A 19,616-nucleotide genomic window follows, 5' to 3' on the forward strand; every position below is an offset into this window, starting at 1 on the left:
ATATCAATGCGCACGATTGCCGCAGCTGCCGCCTTCACGTGGTTCTCGCTTTCTCCCGCCGTGGCTTGGTGGGACGAAGGGCATATGCAAATCGCCTATCTAGCCTACAAGCAACTCGACCCGGTGGTTAAAGAGCACGCAGATGCGCTCCTGAGGATCAATCCCGACTACGCGAACTGGATCGCCGGCGCTCCGGCAGGAGCCGAGAAGCTATATGCCTTCGTGCACGCAGCGACCTGGGCCGACGACATCAAGACCAAGGAAGATTACTACGACGATCAGGTCAAAGATTCGACCGCCAAGCAGATCGTGCCCTACGGCCATCTCAAGCATGCCTATTGGCACTTCAAAGATACCCTGTATACGCCAGATGGCACGTTGCTTCCACCGCCGGATCCGGTGGACGCCGTCACGCAGCTCAAGGCACTGCTCGCCAAGCTACCATCATCGGCGAGTGCATCGGACCCCATGCGTTCCTATAGCCTTGTCTGGACACTTCATCTCGTGGGTGACTTGCATCAACCGCTGCATGCGATCGCCCGGTACACGGCGCAGCTACCCGACAATGGCGGCGATCGCGGCGGCAATGCGGAGAAGGTCATGCCGGCAACCGGCGAAACTGTCCTGCTCCATGCCTACTGGGACAGCTTGTTCGGTGGCTATTCGTCGGTGTTCGGAGCGATTGCTGATGCTGACGACAAGTTCAATGGCCTGAAGAATGTCACGCCGGACACGGCCAAGGCGCAAATTCTTGATCCTGCCGTTTGGGCGCAGGAAAGCTTCGAGCTTGCCAAGCAGAACGCCTATGCATCGCCGATCCCGAACGATGCGACCCCGGTTCAGCTTACCAGGGACTATGAAAGTAACGCGCGAAACGTGGCACGAAGCCAAGCGGCACTCGCAGCGGCGAGATTGGCCAATCTGCTTAACCAGACGCTAAAATAGACATCGAGGCGACGCGCCGTTGCGGCAGCTGGCCGGCATAACTCTCAGCTTCGCTTGCGCTATTTTTGGTGAGGTTGAGGCTCGACGTTCAGGCTCTTGGCCGATCATACTATAATGAGCAGTCGCTTGCCAGCTCTTGGGAAGCTGCGGCGGTCGTCTTTGGTACGTCTCCACTGAAGCAGTACAATAAGTAAGTACTGCGAACGCCAGACAGCGGAGACCGCCGTCCAGCGCAGCGCGAATGGGCTAGCTCGGCAATCCGTCCGGCACGGTCAAGCCGCGGAGTCTTGTGCCAGTCTAGGTAGGTCGGCATGTCGAGTGACAGGGGCTACCAGCGCTTGTTGGCTCGCCTCCGCCACTCGCCCATGGCTTCCTCAGACTTGGCGCAAGTTTGTAAAGATCGGGTTGGAAACTTCCTCCACGCCAGTCTACAGCATGAATATCTGCGCCACACTCAGATTGAGCCCGTAGGATGCACCGGTCGGATAGGGAGGAATGGGCTGATCCGGCCATTCGCCCTTGCCATTATCACCGCGGAGCCACGCCCACTGCGTTACTCCATTGACGCAGGGAGCGATCGCGGTGCCATTCGTGCGCGACCCGCCCGAAGGTAATACCGAGATTGTCTGGTTAACATAACTGCCCGGTGTGTATGCGGAAGCGCCAGATGCGGGTGACCGGAATGCCACCGCAAGGTCGGCGATGCTTGTTCCTGTCCCGCTGGTGATGATCAAGAAACCCCGAATATCGACCGCAAGCGCCGTCGCTGGCACTCCGATGCTTTTCAAGTCTAGGTCGTGCCATGCGTTCGGGGTTGGGATCGCACCTGCGGGTTGGCCGCATAGTTGGAAAACGCCAGTAGCAGTATTGAGAAAGACAGCGGGGAATTCGACGGGGGACAGTGAAGGTATCAGGACATTAGTCGCGGTCTGCCATGGCATTGAGGTGGTTCCCTAGGTTAATTCGCTTGTGGGCGATTGCGCCACGGCGACACTTGACATACGAACTTCGCCAAACGTGTGACAATCTAAGATTGATGTATAGTGAAATAGGCATGAGGGTTGTGAGTAGCGGTGAGGCACTAGGCGGCGCCGCTGCCGCCTGGTGTCGTGCTCGCTACCTTCGCTCTTGCAAGCGCTCCGACACAGTCTCACCTCGGGGCATCATACCTTCCAGGTAGGTCGGATCGTCGAGTGACAACGGTACGTCTATCCCGACCGCGCGCAATCGTTGGGTAGTCGCGGCTGTGTTTCCGGCAGAGCTATTTCGCCCGGCCCGGTGCATCATCGGGACGGAGCGTGTGCGAAGCTAGTTCCATCCAGAGGTCGCGCGCGATTTCCTCGCGGGCGTGCTGGGGGCAGGTATCGCGGTGAGCCATTCGAAGGCGCCGGCCTCGGGCTCATAGAACGGGAATCTTCTTTGCTGCCGTGACCGCTGTTTTCGGGCGCAAGAACGGTACTCCGCACCGGCGTAACACCACTGGAAGCTTTGCAACGAGTGGAAGCTTCCGGGGTGGCGCACGCTGCGCATGATTCGTTCGTTGTCGTCCGGTCGCGTGACGCGCAAGCGGTCCAAAGCCAGCTAGGATTTCGAACGCCATCGACGACCGAATACCAGACGGGTGCCGCGCTGCTTTGCGGATGGCTTCCACTCAGGCTCCTCAGCTCGCAGCACCGCTGCCGCGGCTTACTTGCTGCTGGTCTGACCGGTTAGACGTTCTAATCCCGGTGAGAGCGAATGTTTGGAGAGCGGTCGTGCGACAAAACCGATGTGCTCTCAGCGCCGTTCCGGCGCGCCTATGTCGCAAAAAGAAAGTTAGTTTTGGAAAAGTTGTCGATCTGGTTGACGGCTCGCACAGGTTTTGTATCTAGAGGTTGTATTCTGTTGCTGAGTTTTGCGCCGATTGGAAGGGGAATTGGGGGATGCAGGTGGATCGCATCGTTGGCCGTCGCCAACGCGTGTTTGCGTACGTGTCCAAGGCGGTTTTTGCTCTATCTGCTTTTCATCTAGCTCTGCTTCCAACTGGCGCCTCTGCTGGCACGATGGCGCTTCAGGGCCAGTTCACAGTTGGTCAGAGTGGGGCCGGCACCTACAGTATTCCTATCGCGGTGCCGCCAGGAACGGCCGGCATGGCTCCGACTCTGTCTCTCCAATACAGCAGTCAGGATGGCGACGGTCTGCTGGGAATGGGGTGGACCCTCGCCGGCTTGCCGTCGATCGCGCGCTGTTCGCGAACGTTGGCGCAGGATGGTGTGGTCGGTAGCGTAAATTATGATGCTAACGATCGCTTTTGCCTGGATGGGCAGCGGCTCGTCGCTTTCAACGGCGTTTATGGAGCCGATGGCACCGAGTATCGCACCGAGATTGACGCGTTCTCGAAGGTCATTTCCCACGGTACCGCTGGCAGCGGGCCGGCCTGGTTCGAAGTGCACACGAAGTCCGGCCAAGTGATGGAGTTCGGACGTACGGCCGATTCGCTTATTCTGGCTCAGGGAAAGACCACCGCGCGATTGTGGGCGGTCAACAAGGTGAGTGACGTCAAGACCAACTATTTCGCGGTTACCTACATCAACGACGCGATTAATGGCCAATATTATCCGAGCAGGATCGATTATACTGGCAACGTAACGGCGTCTGTAGGCGCCTACAATTCCGTGCAGTTCGTTTATGCAGCTAAGCCAGATATCGCTCCGCGCTATCAGGCCGGATCGCTGTCTCAGACCACCGTCCGCCTGAGCGACGTCAAAACCTATGCCGGAGCTAACCTCACGACAGACTATCAACTTGCTTACGACCGAAGCCCATCCACTCAGTCCGGCCGGCTAACGAGTGTGACAGTGTGTGATGGGAGTGGCAACTGCCTTCCCTCAACTGTCTTCGCGGCACAGAACGGCGCATCGGCGCCAACTCAGAATTTGTTGAACCTTGAGAACGCCGATGGCACCTATATCGGTTGGACGGCGACTTTCGCTGATTTTAACGGGGACGGAAAGACTGACATCTTCTGGGATAATCAGTATCCCAACACGGACGGTCGGTCGACTGGCAATCGCATCATCTGGATGAGCAACGGCGATGGCACGTTTACGGCAACCTCGAATGTCGCTGGAGCTGATGGTTACTACAGGGGGTGGCATGCCTTGTTCGGCGACTTCAATGGTGACGGAAAGAGCGACATTCTATGGGATGACGCGAGCGGCTATTCGGACGGCAGGTCATCTGGCCATCGCATACTTTGGATCAGCAATGGTGACGGCACATTCAACATAATTGGCAACGTTGCCGGCGTAGACGGCTATTATATCGGCTGGCGCGCTTACCTCGTCGATCTGAACGGAGATGGAAAGACCGACATCTGGTGGGACAATCAGGCCGGTTATTCAGACGGCCGTTCGTCGGGCAATCGGAATGCTTGGATCAGCAATGGTGACGGAACGTTCTCCACCATCGGCAATGTTGCGGGGGCGGACGGCTACTTCATTGGGTGGCGTGCACAGTTCGCAGATATCAATGGTGATGGAAAGACGGACATTGTCTGGGACTACAGCAACTATGCGGATGGTCGATCGTCCGGCACCAGGATTCTTTGGATCAACAGCGGGAACAGTTCGTTCGCTCAGACCAATAACTTTGCCGGCGCAGACGGCTACTACATTGGGTGGCGAGCTTTGTTCGCTGATTTCAATGGCGATGGAAAGACCGACATCCTGTGGGACTACCAAGATGGCTACAATGATGGCCGTTCGTCGGGGAAGCGCGTGTTGTGGCTCAGCAAGGGGGACGGGACGTTTGCGAACATCTCGAACGTTGCAGGGGTCGATGGCTATTATGTCGGATGGCGTTGCCTGTTTGCAGACTTCAATGGTGACGGCAAGGCCGACATTTTGTGGGACAATGAGTCTGCGGATGGCCGGTCTCTGGGCCAGCGGATTCTGTGGCTCAGCAACGGCGACGGCACCTTTTCGATAAACTTCAACGTTGGCGGGTTCGATAGCTACTACAACGGATGGTTCCCGACGCTCGCTGATTTCAACGGCGATGGCAAGGCGGATGTATTTTGGAATCTGGTCGATCCGGGCACGCTATCTAACGTCAGTACGCTGCCTAACGCCAATCAGGCCCAATGGGCCGCAATGGGGGGGGCAACGCCCAATCAATCCAACGTCCCTTCGCAGGGCAAGCGGAGCATGTGGTTAAGTGATGGTGTCTCGCCGGATTTGGTTGGCACAATAACGACTGGCCTTGGCGCAAAGACGGCGATCTCATACTTGCCGCTGTCGAACGGCAGTGTCTACAGCAAGGATACGACCGCGGTTTATCCGCAGGTGGACTGGCAATCCGCGATGAATGTGGTGTCGCAGGTCGGCGTTTCGAATGGCGTCGGGGGAACGTATAGCTCGACGTATCGGTATGCTGGGGCAAAGCTCGATTTGAGCGGAAGAGGTTTCCTTGGGTTCCGGCAGATGACGGTAAAGGATCTTCAGACCAACATCTCCGACTCGACGACGTACCGGCAGGACTTCCCGTATATTGGCCTGGTATCGTCAGCGACACGGACCATCGGCACGCAGACGCTGGGCCAGTCGATCAACACCTATCAATTCAGCAACCTGCTCGGTGGGACAGCGATCAGTCCCGGAAGCGCGCCCTACCGGGTGGCGTTGTCGCAGAACGTCTCGACTGGCTTCGACTTGGATGGCTCAGCACTGCCGGCAGTGACCACGACGAACCAGTACGACGCCTACAACAATGCGACACAGGTCGTGGTGTCGACGCCGGACGGCTTCAGCAAGACGACAGCGAATACCTACACCAATGACTACACCAATTGGTATCTCGGCCGGCTGACTCGGGCCTCGGTCACCAGCGTCGCGCCGTAGCGTGCGGCGCTAAGCGCTCTCTCGCGTTTTTTTGTCGATCAAGTTCGGCGCTCGTTGGCGTCTCGCGGAGCTGCGTGCGAATCCAGACGTAAAGAATTCCTTTTGGGGTTTTGGGGAATAATGCCATGAGCAAGATCGCGACCTGGTCGATGGTGGCTGCTGCCGTCGTGATGCTGTCAACCCAGGCCTGGGCCGACACCATCACGCGCACCTCATCGTTCGGTTATGATTCCACCGGATTGCTGAATCAGGAAGTGGTGGAGCCCGATACCCCGGCATTGCGGCTGCAGACCGATTACACTTGCGACGCCTTTGGCAACAAGTTGACCGTCACGGTAAGCGGCGCCGACATCGCGAGCCGCGGCAGCAGCAGCTCGTTCGACGCCAAAGGCCAATTCGCCACCACCAACACCAATGCGCTCGGCCAGAGCGAAAGCCTTCAGTACGATGCGCGGCTAGGCAAGCCGACCAGCCAGACCGGGCCCAACGGCCTGACCACAACCTTCAGCTACGACAGCTTCGGCCGCAAGATCGGCGAGGTGCACGCCGACGGCACCCAGGCCAAGCTGGCCTACAAATTCTGCAGCGGATACGCCGGTGGCACCGCCACCTGTCCGGCCGGTGCGGTATACCTGATCACGACGTCGTCCTACGCGGCTGACGGCACTACGTTGAACGCGCCGACTGTCACCGTCTATTTCGATATGCTCGAGCGCGAGACCTCGCGCGAAACCCAGGGTTTTGACGGCAGCACCGTGCGTGCCGTCAAGCAATACGATGCACTCAGCCGGGTCTCGCTGACCAGCAGGCCCTATGCTGCCTCCGGCGGCACGCCGCAATACACCACGTATACCTATGATGCGCTGGGGCGCGTGGTGACCCAGACTGAGCCCGATGGCAGCGTGACCACCAGTGCCTATCACGGGCTGACGGTCACCGCGACCAACGCGCTGAGCCAGACCCGCACGGTCATCAAGAACAGCCAAAGCCAGGTGGTGTCGGTCACCGACGCGCTCGGCAAGACCATGACTTATGCCTATGACGCCGTCGGCAACATGGTGCAGACCACCGATCCCGACAGCAATGTGGTGAAAGCTGGTTACGATTTGCGGGGCCGCAAGATCTCGAGCCTCGATCCTGATCTCGGCTACTGGACTTACACCTACAACACGCTTGGGCAGGCCGTCAGCCAGACCGATGCCAAGGGCCAGGTCACGACGATCAGCTACGACAAGCTTAATCGCATGGTGCAGCGCGTCGAACCTGACATGACCAGTGTCTGGACCTACGACACCGCGGCGCATGGTATCGGCAAGCTCGCCTCATCAGCCATCATCGCAGGCACCGGCAATGGCTTTGCCCGCAGTATCAGCTATGACGCGCTGGGCCGCCCCGCGCAGGTATCGACCACCATCGATGACGCAAGCTACGTGATGGCGGCGGCCTATGACGCCAACAGTCGTCTCACCAAGGTGACCTATCCGTCCGGCTTCACCGCTCGCTATGGCTACAACAGTCTTGGTTACGCCAACCAGTTGCTCGATGACGCAACCGGCCAGGTGCACTGGACCGCGAACGCGATGGACGCGGAAGGTCATCTGACCCAGCAGACCGCGGGTAACGGCCTCGCCACCGTCCGCACCTTCAGCGCGACTACCGGCCGGCTCTCCGCCATCGTCACCGGCACCGCCGGCGCTGTCCAGAATCTCTCCTATACCTATGATCGGCTCGGTAACCCGCTGTCGCGTAGCGATGCCAACACCAATCTGAGCGAGAGCTTTGGCTACGACGCGCTGAACCGCCTGACCACGGCAACCGTCAGCCTGGCCGCGGGGCCGCTGATCAAGAACTTCTCCTATAGCGCGATCGGCAACATCATCTCGAAGTCGGACGTCGGCACCTACAGCTACGCGACGGCCGGTTCACCCCTCCCACATGCGGTTGCTGGCATAAGCGGCGGGGCGATCAGCGCCACCTTTACCTATGATCCGAACGGCAACCAGACCGCAGGGCTTGGCCGCTCGATCACCTATACCTCCTATAACAAGCCCGCGAGCATCACCCAGGGCACGCGGACCATCAGCTTCCAGGACGACACCGAGCACCAGCGCTTCAAGCAGGTGACGCCGGAGGGCACCACGCTCTATGTCGCCGCGTTCGGCGTCCTGGCGGAGATCAGCAATCCCGGCACTAGCTCGGCCAAGTGGACCGAATATCTCTCGGTCGGCAACGCCAAGGTCGGCATGCGCACCCTCCAGGTCGCCTCGGAGACGCTGACCACGCGCTATTTCCACACCGACCATCTCGGCTCGATCTCGGTCATCACCGACGAGACCGGCACCATCGTAGAGCGGCTCTCCTATGACGCCTGGGGCAAGCGGCGCAATGCCGACGGCAGCGACGATACCGCCGGCAGCATCACCAGCCAGACCACACGCGGCTTCACCGGCGAGGAGGAGCTCTCCGTCGCGGGCCTCGTGCACCTGAATGGCCGGGTCTACGATCCGCTGCTGGCGCGATTCACGTCCGCGGATCCAACCGTTACCGATCCAATGAATGCTCAAGGGTGGAATCGATATTCCTACGTCGGCAACGATCCGCTCGCCTTTACCGATCCCAACGGATTCTCCTGGTTCTCGAACTTCTTCCACTCCGTCGGCAACTTCTTCAGCGGCATCGCTCGCGATGTCACGCATTTCCTCCAGACCAATGCGATCGCAAGAGCCATCCTGCAGATCGGCGCGACGGTCCTTCTGAATGTAGTTTTACCCGGATTGGGCTTGCTCACGGCTGGAAGCATGGCACTCGCTGTCGCCTCAGCTGCAGGCGGCGCCGTAATCGCAACTGGACTATCCGGCGGCAATCTCGGACAGATATTGAGGGCAGGAGTGATAGCAGGCGCGACTGCCTTCGCGTTCAGTGGAGTGGGGGAACTCACCGGCCATACACCTGAATTCGGCACGCCCCAGTATGCTGCAAATGTGGCCGGCCATGCCGCGGTCGGTTGTTTGTCGTCGGTTGCGTCGGGTAGTCAGTGCGGTTCAGGCGCGCTGTCGGGTGCTGTCGGTTCGGCACTGTCGCCCCTCACCAACTCCGTGTTTCGGGCGCCGCAGGAGAACCTGGAGGCTCGGGTCGGCGGGACTATTATTTCGGCTGCCGCCGGGGGGCTCGCTTCGCTTGCAGGAGGTGGCAAGTTCGAGAATGGCGCTGTGACCGGCGCGTTTGGCTATTTGTTTAACGCGGGCGCCGGACTCGTTAAGCGCGGCGTTGATGCAATGTTGAACGGCCAAGATGCGCATCGCGCGCTTCAAGATTGGCTCGAACGACAGCCGATACCGGGCCTCTTTACTGAAGCGGCATCTGACAGCAATGGCACGTCATTTTCGGGACGAGTCGACATCGGAAACTCCGTGACAGGCGAAATTTGGGAGATTAAGCCAAATAATCTTGCAGGCTATTTTGCAGCTCGAGTGATGGCTGAATTCTATTCGATCACTGCTCAAGGTAGCGCCTACCAGCCCGGCGGAGCTTTGCCATTGCCAGTCGCGCCGCTCATAGGAACAAGAGGAAGCTACACCTACGTGAACGCGGGCGATGGCGCTATTCTTTGGAGCCCCTATCGGTCAGCAACACAAGGAGTTAGTCTGTCTGAGGCAGCTCGAGGGAATGCGTTTTTCGCTCCAACGTCAGCTAGTAGTCTTCTTCTAAGGTAGTGATCGATGGAAGTGCGCCCGCTGCTCGGCATACTGATGAGATGGCCCGGTCGAGTTGCGACGCAGCTCGCATTTGAGAGCTTGGGCTTTTCAATTCATAAAGAGTGGCAAGACAGAGTTATTCGTTTTTGCGGCGAGCAGCAGGCTGGCGTGCTCAATCGATACTGGGACGAAGTTGCGCTGGAGACAATGCAATCTCTTGGGAAGGGTAATTCGGATCAGAGAAGGTTTGTGGTCGAACCAACGTACCGCTCGGCTTTTCTGGATGATCTCTTCGCCGCAAGAGATTTCGTGGAGCCAGGATTTCCAAATCCACCGCTAGTTAAGTCCATGTTCGATCGTTTCAAGAAATTTTGGTTCGATGCGGAATTTCGGGCAAGGGAGGCTGAAGTCTTTGGCCGTCTTCGGATGGCCGAGGCTGGCCAATTCGGAATTGAACCAGTCGGCGAGTTTGTTCAGAAGAGCGATGTCATTCCCTTTGTGGAAAGATACTGTTCCGCGTTAGCTTTCGAGCGTCACCGTGGTCGTTGGCGTCGAAAGGCGACGTGTGGCCTTATCTTTGAGGTCGGGATTGAACTTGGCGGCAATCGGTTTCGTCTGAAACCTCCACTGAAATTCCGCATATATCATAAGGACGACGTTGAATATGTCTTCGAAACGGAAGGCGTTGCTGTCTTAGATCGGTTGGTTCCCGGAGTTGCACAGTACTTTCCTGGCGAGAACGCGACCGAGTATATTCTTGGTGTCAAGGCGCAGATCGAATTGTTCAGTACCATTGCTTGTTCATTGACCGAACTTGAATAGCGGCAAGTCCGAATAGGATTGATCTTGCGGATGACACGCTTGTCTCATCCTATCCGCTGCCGATTCACAACTCTTGATGAGATTGTGCCGACGCGGCGTTGTGCGAATCTGGCTTCCATGGTCGGCCCTTCATGCAGATCAGAAGTACTATCGTTCGAAATCAACATGTGGTTGTGGAGAACCGCAATTGCGGTTTGATACATCGTTGCGACTACTAGATTGTGGCGGTAGGCAAGATGCTGATGCGAAGGCGGCGCCAGCGTATGTGGTGAGAGTATCCTTCAATCGACGCTCCGCTGGCAACTTCAGCGGCATTCGAGTTGCGATGTACAGTGCACGCTCGGGGCGTAGTAGGCGGTTCGTGTTGAGAAGTAGGATGCGGGCTCGTAGGGCAATTGAAGTGTAGCGCCGGGTCGGCAGGGAGCATTTGCGTTGGGATTCGAAGCCTCCCGATTTTGGATCCAGGCGTTGCCCCTCGCGCTCTGGCTCTCGGGGTGCCAGACGGTTGAGGATCGGTCTGCGATTGCTGAGCGGGCGTACGCATCGACGCCAGCGTCGGCTAAAGGGCATAGCCGGGCGGAACCGTCGTCAGAAGAACCTGGCGGGACACTTCTACTCTCCAATCCGCGTGGTGGGCGGTCCACGATCATCGAAGGGTCCGGTCGCTTTGTCGGCGAGCCGCCGACGGGGTCGATCAACCCCGCTTCCGAAGATGTGACCGATGGCGTTACGATCAATCTGGTCAGCGTTCCCGCGCCGCAGGCTGCGAAGACGATTCTGGGCGATATCTTAGCCGTCAAATATACGGTCGATCCCGGCATCGAAGGCAAGATCACGATTCAGACGCCCAAGCCGGTGGCAAAATCCAGCGTCATCGATCTGTTTCAGGCGGCGCTGCGGTCGAACAACGCCGCCATGGTCAACAACAAGGGGATCTACCGGATTGTCGCTGCGGACCAGACTGCCGTAGGCAGCAGCTTCCGCACTGATGATGCGCCGGATACGGAAATGATCGGTTCGGGCTTGCAAGTCGTGCAACTCAAATACGTTTCTGCTTCTGAAATCCGTCGCGTGCTCGAGACGATCGCACCCAAGGACGGTATTGTCCGCGTCGACGACGCGCGCAACCTGATCACTCTGGCAGGCAATCGTCAGGATATTGCGGCGATGATGGACGCAATCGCGCTGTTCGATATCGATACGATGAAGGGCATGTCGTTTGCGATCGTTCCGGTGAAGACGTCGCAGCCAGATGCAATAGCCGGGGAATTGAAGACAGTATTTGCAGCCGAGCGCGACGGTCCGATGGCCGGCATGGTGCGCTTTGTGCCGAACAAGCGGCTTGGAGCCATCCTCGTGATTTCGCCGCAGGCCGAATATCTTCGTCGTGCGGAGACCTGGATTCGACGGCTCGATGCGCAGGCCCAGGGCAGCGAGAAGGAGCTGTTCACTTACTCCGTGCAGAACAGGCGCGCCCAGGAGCTGGTCGACGTCTTGCAGTCGATGTTCTCGAATGAAGTGACGGGAACTGCGACAGCCAAGCGAAATGTTGCGCCGAACTATCAAGAGGCCAGCGTTCAATCCACGCAGCCGCAACAATCGCAGGGCTTTGGTTCGCAGGCATCGAGTGGTGTCACCGGTTCTATCGGATCCGGGGGCGGTGGCTTCGGAAGCGGCGGTACTATCCGTGCGCCAGCGACGCAGACGGCAAGCCCGGGCAGCTCCGGGACGGCAGTTCAGCTTGGCAAGGAGGGAGATACCGACGGTCCGCGCGTGAAGATCGTGGCCGACGAAGCGAAAAACGCGATTCTGGTCGAGGCGACGAAGGCCGATTATCAGCGCATCCTGCGCGTGATGGGGAGGCTCGACCGTATGCCGAACCAGGTGATGATCGAAGCAACCATCGCCGAGGTTACATTGAACGATGACCTGAAATTCGGCGTGCGCTGGTACATGCAGCAAAAGAGCGCCGGATACACCTTCAGTGACGCAGCTTCCGGCGCTATCGGCTCAGTATTTCCAGGCTTCTCTTATGCGCTGACCGCTGCGAACGTTGCTGCGACGCTCAATACGTTGAGTGACATTACGAAGGTCAACGTCATCTCGTCGCCCTCGCTGACTGTGATGGACAACAAGCCAGCGGTCCTCCAGATCGGCGATCAGGTGCCGATCACAACCCAATCGGCGGCAGGTGTCATTACACCCGGTGCGCCAATCGTCAATTCGGTGAGTTACAAGGACACCGGCGTCATTCTTTCGATCATACCGCGGATCAATGAAAGCGGACGCGTCCTGCTCGATATCCAGCAGGAGGTCTCCAACGTTGCGCAAACGACGACGTCGAACATAGATTCGCCAACCATCCGGCAGCGCAGGATTCAGACCAGCGTCGTGGTGAACGACAACGACGCTTTGGTGCTTGGCGGAATGATCCAGGACGAACGGACGACCGCGCGAACGCAGATACCGATACTTGGTGATATTCCTTTCATCGGCAACCTCGCGTCGAACAAGGACAATCTGATTCACAAGACGGAGCTGATCATTCTGATCCGGCCGCACGTCGTTCGAAATCTCGACGAGGCAAGATCCATCACGGACGATTACCGTCGGTACATGGCAATCGAAGGGCCGCATAAGCGCAGGCAATCACGCCAGAGTCCCGAAGAGGTGGGACGCAGGATACTTGACTGATGCCGACCTTCCGCTACCGGGCCTACGGATTGGATGGTGGCCTTGCCGAAGGGGCGATTGACGCCGCATCGGTGGATGCGGCCAGTGAGATCCTCTGGTCGCAGGGGCTGACCCCATTCCAGATGCGTGCGTCTGCCGAGGGCGGCACGAAATGGTGGAATCGCGAGATAACGATCGGAGGCGGCTCCGAGCCGGCGGATCTCGTCGCGTTCACGCGCGAGTTTGCAATGTTGAGCGCCGCCGAGATTGCGCTGGATGATGCGTTGCGGATCCTGCAAACGCAGGCCTCGTCGTCGCGACTGCGGGCGCTGGTCGAGGGTCTGCTCTCCGAGGTGCTGAACGGTGCGCCGCTGTCTGACGCGATGCAAAAGCAAGCCAAGGTGTTTCCGGCGGACTATATTGCTGTCGTGAGGGCAGCGGAGACCGGCGGCACGCTCTCCGAGGTGCTGACCGAGCTGGCTGAGCTGCTCGAGCGAAGGGCGGAAATCCGGTCGCGTGTCCAGTCGGCGCTGATCTATCCGACCATGCTGGTCACGCTCAGCCTTGGTGCGCTTGCGATTATCATCGGAGGTCTTATCCCTTCGATCGCGCCCGTGTTCGGCCAAAGCGGCAAGCCGATGCCCGGTACCATCAAGTTCATGCTGGGCTTGAGGGATCACTGGGCTCAAATTGTCGGCGGGATGGCCGTCGTAGCGATGGGCTCATGGGCAAGTGTTGCCGTCGCCATGCGCCGCAATGATGCCCGCGTTGAGCTCGATCGTCTCAAGTTGAAGTTCCCGGTGATTGGCGCCTTCCTGCTTCAACAGGAAGCCGCGCGGTTTGCACGGACGCTTGGAACAATGCTCAAAGCCGGTGTGCCGCTGATTCAGGCGACGAAATCGGCGAGCAGCGTCATTTCGAACTGCTACATTGCATCGTCGCTGGGCCGCGCGATCGAGGCTGTTCACCAGGGAAGCGCGCTGCACCGCGCGCTCCGGAATGAGGCTGTCCTGCCTGCGATCGCCCTTCAGATGATCTCGGTGGGTGAGGAAGCGGGGAAGCTCGATCGTATGCTGATGCGGGTCGCAATCATGCTCGAGCGGCAGACTCAAAGCAGCATCGACCGGTTCATGGCAGCGCTTGCGCCAGCCTTGACGGTCGGCATCGCGGTCATGGTCGGAGCCTTGATCATGCCTGTCATGAACGCCGTTCTGAGCATCAATGACCTGGCCGGGCGATGAGGGCGCATGTGAATAGTCGTTGGCGACGGATCGCGGGGTTCACCTTGATCGAGATGTTGGTCGTGTTGGCCATACTGGCGCTGGCCGCCACGTTCGCCGTGCCAATGCTTTCGAGCGGCTCGGAAGGTGTTCGGTTGGACGTGGCCGCCGGCGAATTGACGAACGCCCTGCGTGTAACGCGATCGGCTGCCATTACAAGCAACCGACCCACGGTCCTGACGATCGATGTCAATCGGAGAAGGTTCAAGTCGTCAGTTGTTGCCGAGCGCACATTCGATGCCGGCATAGACGCAAAGCTCACCTTTGCAGCGGGAATAGGATCGAGAGGATCGGAAGGGGAGTTCAGGTTCTTTCCCGATGGCTCATCAACGGGAGGGGACGTGACACTGTCAATGCGAGGCAAGCAGACAAAGCTGTGTGTCGATTGGTTGACCGGAACTGTGCGCGCCGCGTCAGCCTGTTGAAGCGGCGATAGGGGCGGGAGGCATGAAGGAAATGGTGGGCAAAATGAAGATAGATGTTGTTGCCTTGTTGGCAAGGCTCGGTCAGCGCCGGAAGGCCGGCAGCTGTGATTACCGTTCGCGCCGTTCCGAGGCGGGCTTCACGCTGGTCGAGATGCTTGTCGTGATCACGATCATCGGCCTCATCATGGGACTCGTTGGCCCGCGCGTTCTGAGCTACCTCTCTGACTCCAAGGTGAAGACCGCGCGGATTCAAATTCAGGGATTCTCCTCGGCGCTCGATCTGTTCTATTTGGACAATGGGCGCTATCCGAACTCGTCGGAAGGACTGGGGGCGCTGGCCAAGCGACCGGATGGCGCCGCTGCCTGGAATGGTCCCTATCTGAACGGTGGGGCTGTACCGAACGATCCGTGGGGACGGCCCTATGTTTACAAGTTCCCCGGGCAGCACGGGCCTTATGACGTCGTTTCGCTTGGGCCTGAGGGGCGCGAGGGCGATGCATCTGCGGGTGCGTTGATTTCCAATTCGCAGCAGTGAGGTGACACCGATGCGCGGTCGGCTGGCATCGCAAGGGAGGGCTCATCCTGGTGCCGCGACGGTTAGCAGTCGTTGGGCTGCCGAGGCATGGTTGCGCTCGATGCGAAGTCGGGCGGCGCGTCGGGGACGCCGATCGGGCTCCGTGGAGAGCGAGGCCGGGTTTACTTTGGTTGAGATCATCGTCGCGCTTGCAATCCTGTCGGCCGGATTGAGCCTCGTTCTCGGAATGATATCCAGCGCGCTGCAGAGAACCGCATCCGCCGAGAAAATGGCTACAGCCGGCTCAATCGCACAGTCTCTCATGGCCAAGGTCGGGACCGAGGTGCCGGTCGGACGAGAGGAGCGTGAGGGCAAGTACCCCGACGGATACCGATGGCGCGTCAGAATGCAGCCGTTAGCCGAGGCAAATCAAGGCGAAGGACGGCTTGGGCTCTATGCCTTATCCACCGAGGTGGAATGGGGGGAGGGAGCGGACGCGCGCTCCTTTGCGCTTACGACATTACGGCTTGGTCCAAGGGTTACGCGGCGATGACCCGGGACATCGCTGCAGCGGCAAGCCATGGCACAGATGATGAGGCAGGCTTCACGCTGGTCGAATTGCTCGTTGGGTTGGCGCTGTTCAGCCTCCTCGCAACGATGCTGTTCGGCAACGTGCGGTTTGGTTTACAGGCCTGGCAGAGAGGCAGCGTCAACACCGAGCGCTTCGAGCGCATCATGATCTCCCAGGATCTTCTGCGGCGTGCGATCGGAAATTTCTACCCCATGCTGGTGCGAGGAGAAGCGATCCAGCCATATATCGACTTCGACGGAGCAAAGGAGGCCATCAGCTTCTTGGGGTATGCGCCGACGGTCGCGAACGGTGGCCGCTTCCGGTTCAAGGTCTTTGTCGAGAGGCAGCACGGCGAAACTAGTCTGGTCGTGAACGCCGCGCCCGAGCTCGCGGATCCGAACGTATCGTCGAATGCGACAAGAACCATCCTGCTCTCCGGAATAGAGCGTGCCGAGTTTGCCTACTTCGGTACTCCGGCGCCAGGGCAGGACCCGCAGTGGAACGACAGCTGGACGAAGCGAACCGATATCCCAAGCCTTGTCCGCATCCGTGTCGTGACAGCTCCCGGCGTCCCCGAACTATGGCCAGATCTATTGATCGCCCCGCGCATCCAGGCCGACGTCGCTTGCGTCTATGAGCCGATCACCATGCGATGCCGCGGGCGCTAGGACGGAGGGATCGATGCCGATCGTTTCTGTGCTGTGGGGGTTAGGCTTGCTGACGGCCATTTCGCTGTCACTGCTGTGGAATGGCACGCAGTCCTACCGGCTGGCACAAAATGGCCTGGAGATGGCCCGCGTCAACGCGACGGTCGATGCCGGCATCAATCGTGCGGTCGCGGCTTTGCTCGATCCACGGGCGGATCGAAGATGGCGGACGGATGGAGGCGTGCAAAGCTTCGAGTTTGAGGGCGTTCCCATCAAGGTGTCGGTTCAGGACGAGCTCGGCAGGATCGACCTCAATCAGGCCGAGCCGACGCTGCTCGCTGGTCTTCTCAGGTCTGCAGGCCTTGATGTAAGCGCTGCCGGCAGTCTGACCGACAAGATCGTCGACTGGCGGACGGCAACCCAGCTGAAGCGGCTCAATGGCGCAAAGGAACAAGATTATCGCGCACACGGAAGCACATATCTTCCACGTAACGGTCCGTTCCAAAGCGTCGATGAGCTCTTGCTCGTCATGGATATGACGCCGGAGCTGCTACGGCGGATTGAACCGGCGTTGACGGTCTATTCGGGCCGGCAATTCATCGATCCGCAGCTGGCGCCTCGCGCTGCCTTACTGGCGCTCCCCAATATGTCGGCGGAGGGCGTCGAAGCGCTATTGGCTGCCCGGGCCAATCAGCAAGTGTCGCTGGGAGCATTGGGAGGTGACATCGCGGCCTCGCTGCGAGGCCGCGCGTTTGCGATCCGCACTGAATTCGAATGGTCGAACAGAAAGATCGTGAATGAAGCGATCGTGCGGCTGACCGATAACCCAAATCAGCCCTACTGGCTGCTTGACTGGAGGGCCAGATGATCCCTGTTTCTTTGCACATCCTGATCGCATCGAAAGCCGTGTTTGGTTGCCTTCTGGTCAGTCTGATCCTGGTCATGTCGGTCATCGACGTGCGAGAGATGATCCTGCCGAACAGCCTCAACTGGTTACTGGCTGCCGGTGGAGCCGGCCAGGCGATCCTCCTCGGCTTGCCTCGGCCAGTTGACGCGGTTCTCGGAGCAGCCTTCGCTTTCGCCGTCCTTTCGACGATTGCATCTCTATTCCGGAGGGTTCGCGGTATCGACGGGCTCGGGCTCGGAGACCAGAAGTTCTCGGCAGCAGCAGGACTTTGGATCGGATGGAGTGCAATCCCCTCGATGCTGCTGGTTGCCTCCTGCTCGGCTCTGCTGTTCGCGGCGATCAGATCCACGCAAGGTGGCGGCTTCGGCCGCACATCGCGGCTGCCGTTCGGGCCGTTCCTTGGGATCGGCACGATCGCATGCTGGCTGGCGGCCGTCGCGGTGAGGACCTAGTCGTGGAACGAGCGGCGACGATTCAAGATCGTCAAGCGAGCGCCGAAGCGATAGCTGAAGCGGCGCCGCCGGTGCCCCGCTTCGCCGACGGCGTCCGGTTCGAGGAGGAGTTTGGCCGCTTTCTCGTTGCGGAGAACGTGGTCGACCATATCGTCCTCGATCGCGCAACCAACGCGGCGCGCAAGACCGGAGAGCGGCTGGATCGGGTTCTAACCAAGCTCGGACTGGTTGCCGAGAACCAACTTGCCGTTACCTTCGCAAAATTTCTTTGCCTCGATCTGGTTCTGGCGGCTGATCTGCCTCTTGAATGCGTCCTTCCCGAAGTCATTGAGGCCGACTTCGTACGCCGCAACCGCATCCTGCCCATCGCCCTCGCCGACAACACGCTCTCGGTAGGGGTTGTGGATCCGCTCAATCCGGAGCCGGTACGGGCATTGGCCTATCTCACCGGCCTGACAATGGAGGTTAGGCTTTTTGCGCTTGCCGATTTCGAGAAGGCATTTGACACCCTCTATGCCGTCCGGACCAAGGATGCCAGCAACGGGTCCTTTGGCAACGGCGAAGCCAGCGAAATCGACGTCCAGCGCCTGCGCGACATCGCAAGCGAGGCGCCGGTCATCCGGCTCGTCAACCAGATCATTGCCGGCGCGGTGGAGGTACAAGCCTCAGACATTCACATTGAACCCAACGTCGACCAGGTCGTCGTGCGCTACCGCGTCGACGGAATGCTACGAACGGCGCAGGTGCTGGCGCCGGCGCTGCGCGCGGCCATCACCTCGCGCCTCAAAATCATGTCCAAGCTGGACATTGCGGAACGGCGCATGCCGCAAGACGGACGTATCAAGATTGCGATCAGAGGCATCGACATTGACTTTCGAGTATCGACGATTCCGACGATCTTCGGCGAAAGCGTCGTGCTGCGCATCCTCGATCGCTCGCGCGTCACGCTCGACTTTGCCGAGCTCGGATTTCCGGCCGGTCAGATCTCAGCATTTGACCAATTGCTGCATGAGCCGAACGGCATCATCCTCGTGACCGGTCCGACGGGCAGCGGCAAGACGACCACGCTCTACACCGCATTGAAATCGCTCAACAGCTCGGATCGCAAGATCTTCTCTGTCGAAGATCCCATCGAATACCAGTTGAGAGGCATCAATCAGGTCCAGGTACAGGCGGAAATCGGAATGGACTTTCCGCACGCGCTGAGGGCCATCTTGCGACAGGATCCGGACATCATCATGATCGGTGAGATCCGTGATCTTGAAGCGGCGCGGATCGCGATTCAATCTTCACTGACCGGTCATCTCGTCCTTTCGACCCTTCATACCAATAGCGCCGCGGCTGCCATTACCCGGTTGATCGATATCGGGGTCGAAAACTATCTGCTGGCCTCGACGATCAAGGGCGTCGTGGCGCAACGTCTGGTCCGCAAGATATGCCGGCATTGTGCTTGCGAGCACAGGCAGGCCCAGCATTGGGAAAGTGAATTCGTCCGCATCATTCCTCAGATCGAATCGTTCGGTAAGCCAAACATTCTTGAAGCGCGTGGTTGCACGGAGTGCGGCGGAACCGGCTTCTCGGGCCGGTCCACGATCGCCGAAGTTCTGATGATCGACGACGAGTTTCATGGCCTCATACTGGCGAATGCATCCGATGACCAGATCGGAAAATCGGCACGCGCGCGGGGCATGCTCAACATGTATGAAATGGGGGCTACGAGGGTCTGGCGAGGGGAGACGACGATCGACGAGGTCCTGCGCGCGACGCGGATGGGATGACCAACCATGAGCGTCCCCGGAGAGACC

The 19,616-nt window shown here is 59.2% G+C and carries 14 protein-coding genes; 13 read left to right on the top strand and 1 reads right to left on the bottom strand.

The window, feature by feature from the left end:
• Window positions 1-6 precede the first annotated feature (6 nt).
• Complete coding sequence (locus tag JQ573_RS04940; protein ID WP_212311462.1) at window positions 7-945, top strand: S1/P1 nuclease; 939 nt, start codon at window positions 7-9, stop codon at window positions 943-945.
• 428 nt (window positions 946-1,373) lie between these two features.
• Here the strand turns inward: JQ573_RS04940 and JQ573_RS04945 are convergent, their stop codons facing one another.
• A complete protein-coding gene (locus JQ573_RS04945; protein WP_212311461.1) occupies window positions 1,374-1,733 on the bottom strand; it encodes a hypothetical protein in 360 nt (119 codons plus the stop codon).
• A 1,134-nt stretch (window positions 1,734-2,867) separates the two neighbouring features.
• On the opposite strand from JQ573_RS04945, the gene JQ573_RS04950 reads away from it, so the two are divergent.
• The 12 genes from JQ573_RS04950 to JQ573_RS05005 all read left to right on the top strand — a co-directional run bounded on the left by JQ573_RS04950 (window position 2,868) and on the right by JQ573_RS05005 (window position 19,589).
• Complete coding sequence (locus JQ573_RS04950; RefSeq protein WP_249131217.1) at window positions 2,868-5,825, top strand: FG-GAP-like repeat-containing protein; 2,958 nt, start codon at window positions 2,868-2,870, stop codon at window positions 5,823-5,825.
• 125 nt (window positions 5,826-5,950) lie between these two features.
• Entirely contained in the window at window positions 5,951-9,538 is a 3,588-nt protein-coding gene (locus tag JQ573_RS04955) for an RHS repeat domain-containing protein (RefSeq protein WP_212311460.1), read from the top strand.
• A 6-nt stretch (window positions 9,539-9,544) separates the two neighbouring features.
• Entirely contained in the window at window positions 9,545-10,342 is a 798-nt protein-coding gene (locus JQ573_RS04960) for a hypothetical protein (protein ID WP_212311459.1), read from the top strand.
• A 432-nt stretch (window positions 10,343-10,774) separates the two neighbouring features.
• Window positions 10,775-13,036: a type II secretion system secretin GspD gene (gene gspD, locus JQ573_RS04965; RefSeq protein ID WP_249131218.1), complete on the top strand. Its 2,262-nt coding sequence runs from the start codon at window positions 10,775-10,777 to the stop codon at window positions 13,034-13,036.
• Complete coding sequence (locus JQ573_RS04970; protein WP_212311458.1) at window positions 13,036-14,256, top strand: type II secretion system F family protein; 1,221 nt, start codon at window positions 13,036-13,038, stop codon at window positions 14,254-14,256. The genes gspD and JQ573_RS04970 overlap by 1 nt, the downstream gene beginning before the upstream one ends.
• Window positions 14,253-14,720 carry a GspH/FimT family pseudopilin gene (locus tag JQ573_RS04975; protein ID WP_212311457.1) on the top strand — a complete coding sequence of 156 codons (468 nt, stop codon included), beginning with the start codon at window positions 14,253-14,255 and terminating at the stop codon, window positions 14,718-14,720. The genes JQ573_RS04970 and JQ573_RS04975 overlap by 4 nt, the downstream gene beginning before the upstream one ends.
• Before the next feature lie 22 nt (window positions 14,721-14,742).
• The gene (gspG, locus tag JQ573_RS04980) at window positions 14,743-15,255 is read left to right on the top strand and encodes a type II secretion system major pseudopilin GspG (protein WP_249131219.1); all 513 of its coding nucleotides are present in this window, start codon (window positions 14,743-14,745) and stop codon (window positions 15,253-15,255) included.
• A 100-nt stretch (window positions 15,256-15,355) separates the two neighbouring features.
• Window positions 15,356-15,787: a prepilin-type N-terminal cleavage/methylation domain-containing protein gene (locus tag JQ573_RS04985; protein WP_212311703.1), complete on the top strand. Its 432-nt coding sequence runs from the start codon at window positions 15,356-15,358 to the stop codon at window positions 15,785-15,787.
• Window positions 15,784-16,473 (top strand): prepilin-type N-terminal cleavage/methylation domain-containing protein, encoded by a 690-nt coding sequence (locus tag JQ573_RS04990; RefSeq protein ID WP_212311456.1) that lies wholly within the window; start codon window positions 15,784-15,786, stop codon window positions 16,471-16,473. Before JQ573_RS04985 ends, JQ573_RS04990 begins: the two co-directional genes overlap by 4 nt.
• A gap of 13 nt (window positions 16,474-16,486) precedes the next feature.
• A complete protein-coding gene (locus tag JQ573_RS04995) occupies window positions 16,487-17,320 on the top strand; it encodes a general secretion pathway protein GspK (protein WP_212311455.1) in 834 nt (277 codons plus the stop codon).
• An 11-nt stretch (window positions 17,321-17,331) separates the two neighbouring features.
• Window positions 17,332-17,811 carry an A24 family peptidase gene (locus tag JQ573_RS05000; RefSeq protein WP_212311454.1) on the top strand — a complete coding sequence of 160 codons (480 nt, stop codon included), beginning with the start codon at window positions 17,332-17,334 and terminating at the stop codon, window positions 17,809-17,811.
• 2 nt (window positions 17,812-17,813) lie between these two features.
• The gene (locus tag JQ573_RS05005) at window positions 17,814-19,589 is read left to right on the top strand and encodes an ATPase, T2SS/T4P/T4SS family (RefSeq protein ID WP_312011357.1); all 1,776 of its coding nucleotides are present in this window, start codon (window positions 17,814-17,816) and stop codon (window positions 19,587-19,589) included.
• Window positions 19,590-19,616 lie beyond the last annotated feature (27 nt).

The sequence above is a fragment of the Bradyrhizobium sp. AUGA SZCCT0105 genome, assembly GCF_018129565.1.
GTDB lineage: Bacteria > Pseudomonadota > Alphaproteobacteria > Rhizobiales > Xanthobacteraceae > Bradyrhizobium.

Excerpts from the sequence above, each read along its gene's own strand:
- JQ573_RS04940 (WP_212311462.1), top strand. The coding sequence starts at position 7 with ATGCGCACGATTGCCGCAGCTGCCGCCTTCACGTGGTTCTCGCTTTCT.
- JQ573_RS04975 (WP_212311457.1), top strand. The coding sequence starts at position 14,253 with ATGAGGGCGCATGTGAATAGTCGTTGGCGACGGATCGCGGGGTTCACC.
- JQ573_RS04970 (WP_212311458.1), top strand. The coding sequence starts at position 13,036 with ATGCCGACCTTCCGCTACCGGGCCTACGGATTGGATGGTGGCCTTGCC.
- JQ573_RS04995 (WP_212311455.1), top strand. The coding sequence starts at position 16,487 with ATGCCGATCGTTTCTGTGCTGTGGGGGTTAGGCTTGCTGACGGCCATT.
- JQ573_RS04985 (WP_212311703.1), top strand. The coding sequence starts at position 15,356 with ATGCGAAGTCGGGCGGCGCGTCGGGGACGCCGATCGGGCTCCGTGGAG.
- JQ573_RS04960 (WP_212311459.1), top strand. The coding sequence starts at position 9,545 with ATGGAAGTGCGCCCGCTGCTCGGCATACTGATGAGATGGCCCGGTCGA.
- JQ573_RS04990 (WP_212311456.1), top strand. The coding sequence starts at position 15,784 with ATGACCCGGGACATCGCTGCAGCGGCAAGCCATGGCACAGATGATGAG.
- JQ573_RS04955 (WP_212311460.1), top strand. The coding sequence starts at position 5,951 with ATGAGCAAGATCGCGACCTGGTCGATGGTGGCTGCTGCCGTCGTGATG.
- JQ573_RS04950 (WP_249131217.1), top strand. The coding sequence starts at position 2,868 with ATGCAGGTGGATCGCATCGTTGGCCGTCGCCAACGCGTGTTTGCGTAC.
- gspG (WP_249131219.1), top strand. The coding sequence starts at position 14,743 with ATGAAGGAAATGGTGGGCAAAATGAAGATAGATGTTGTTGCCTTGTTG.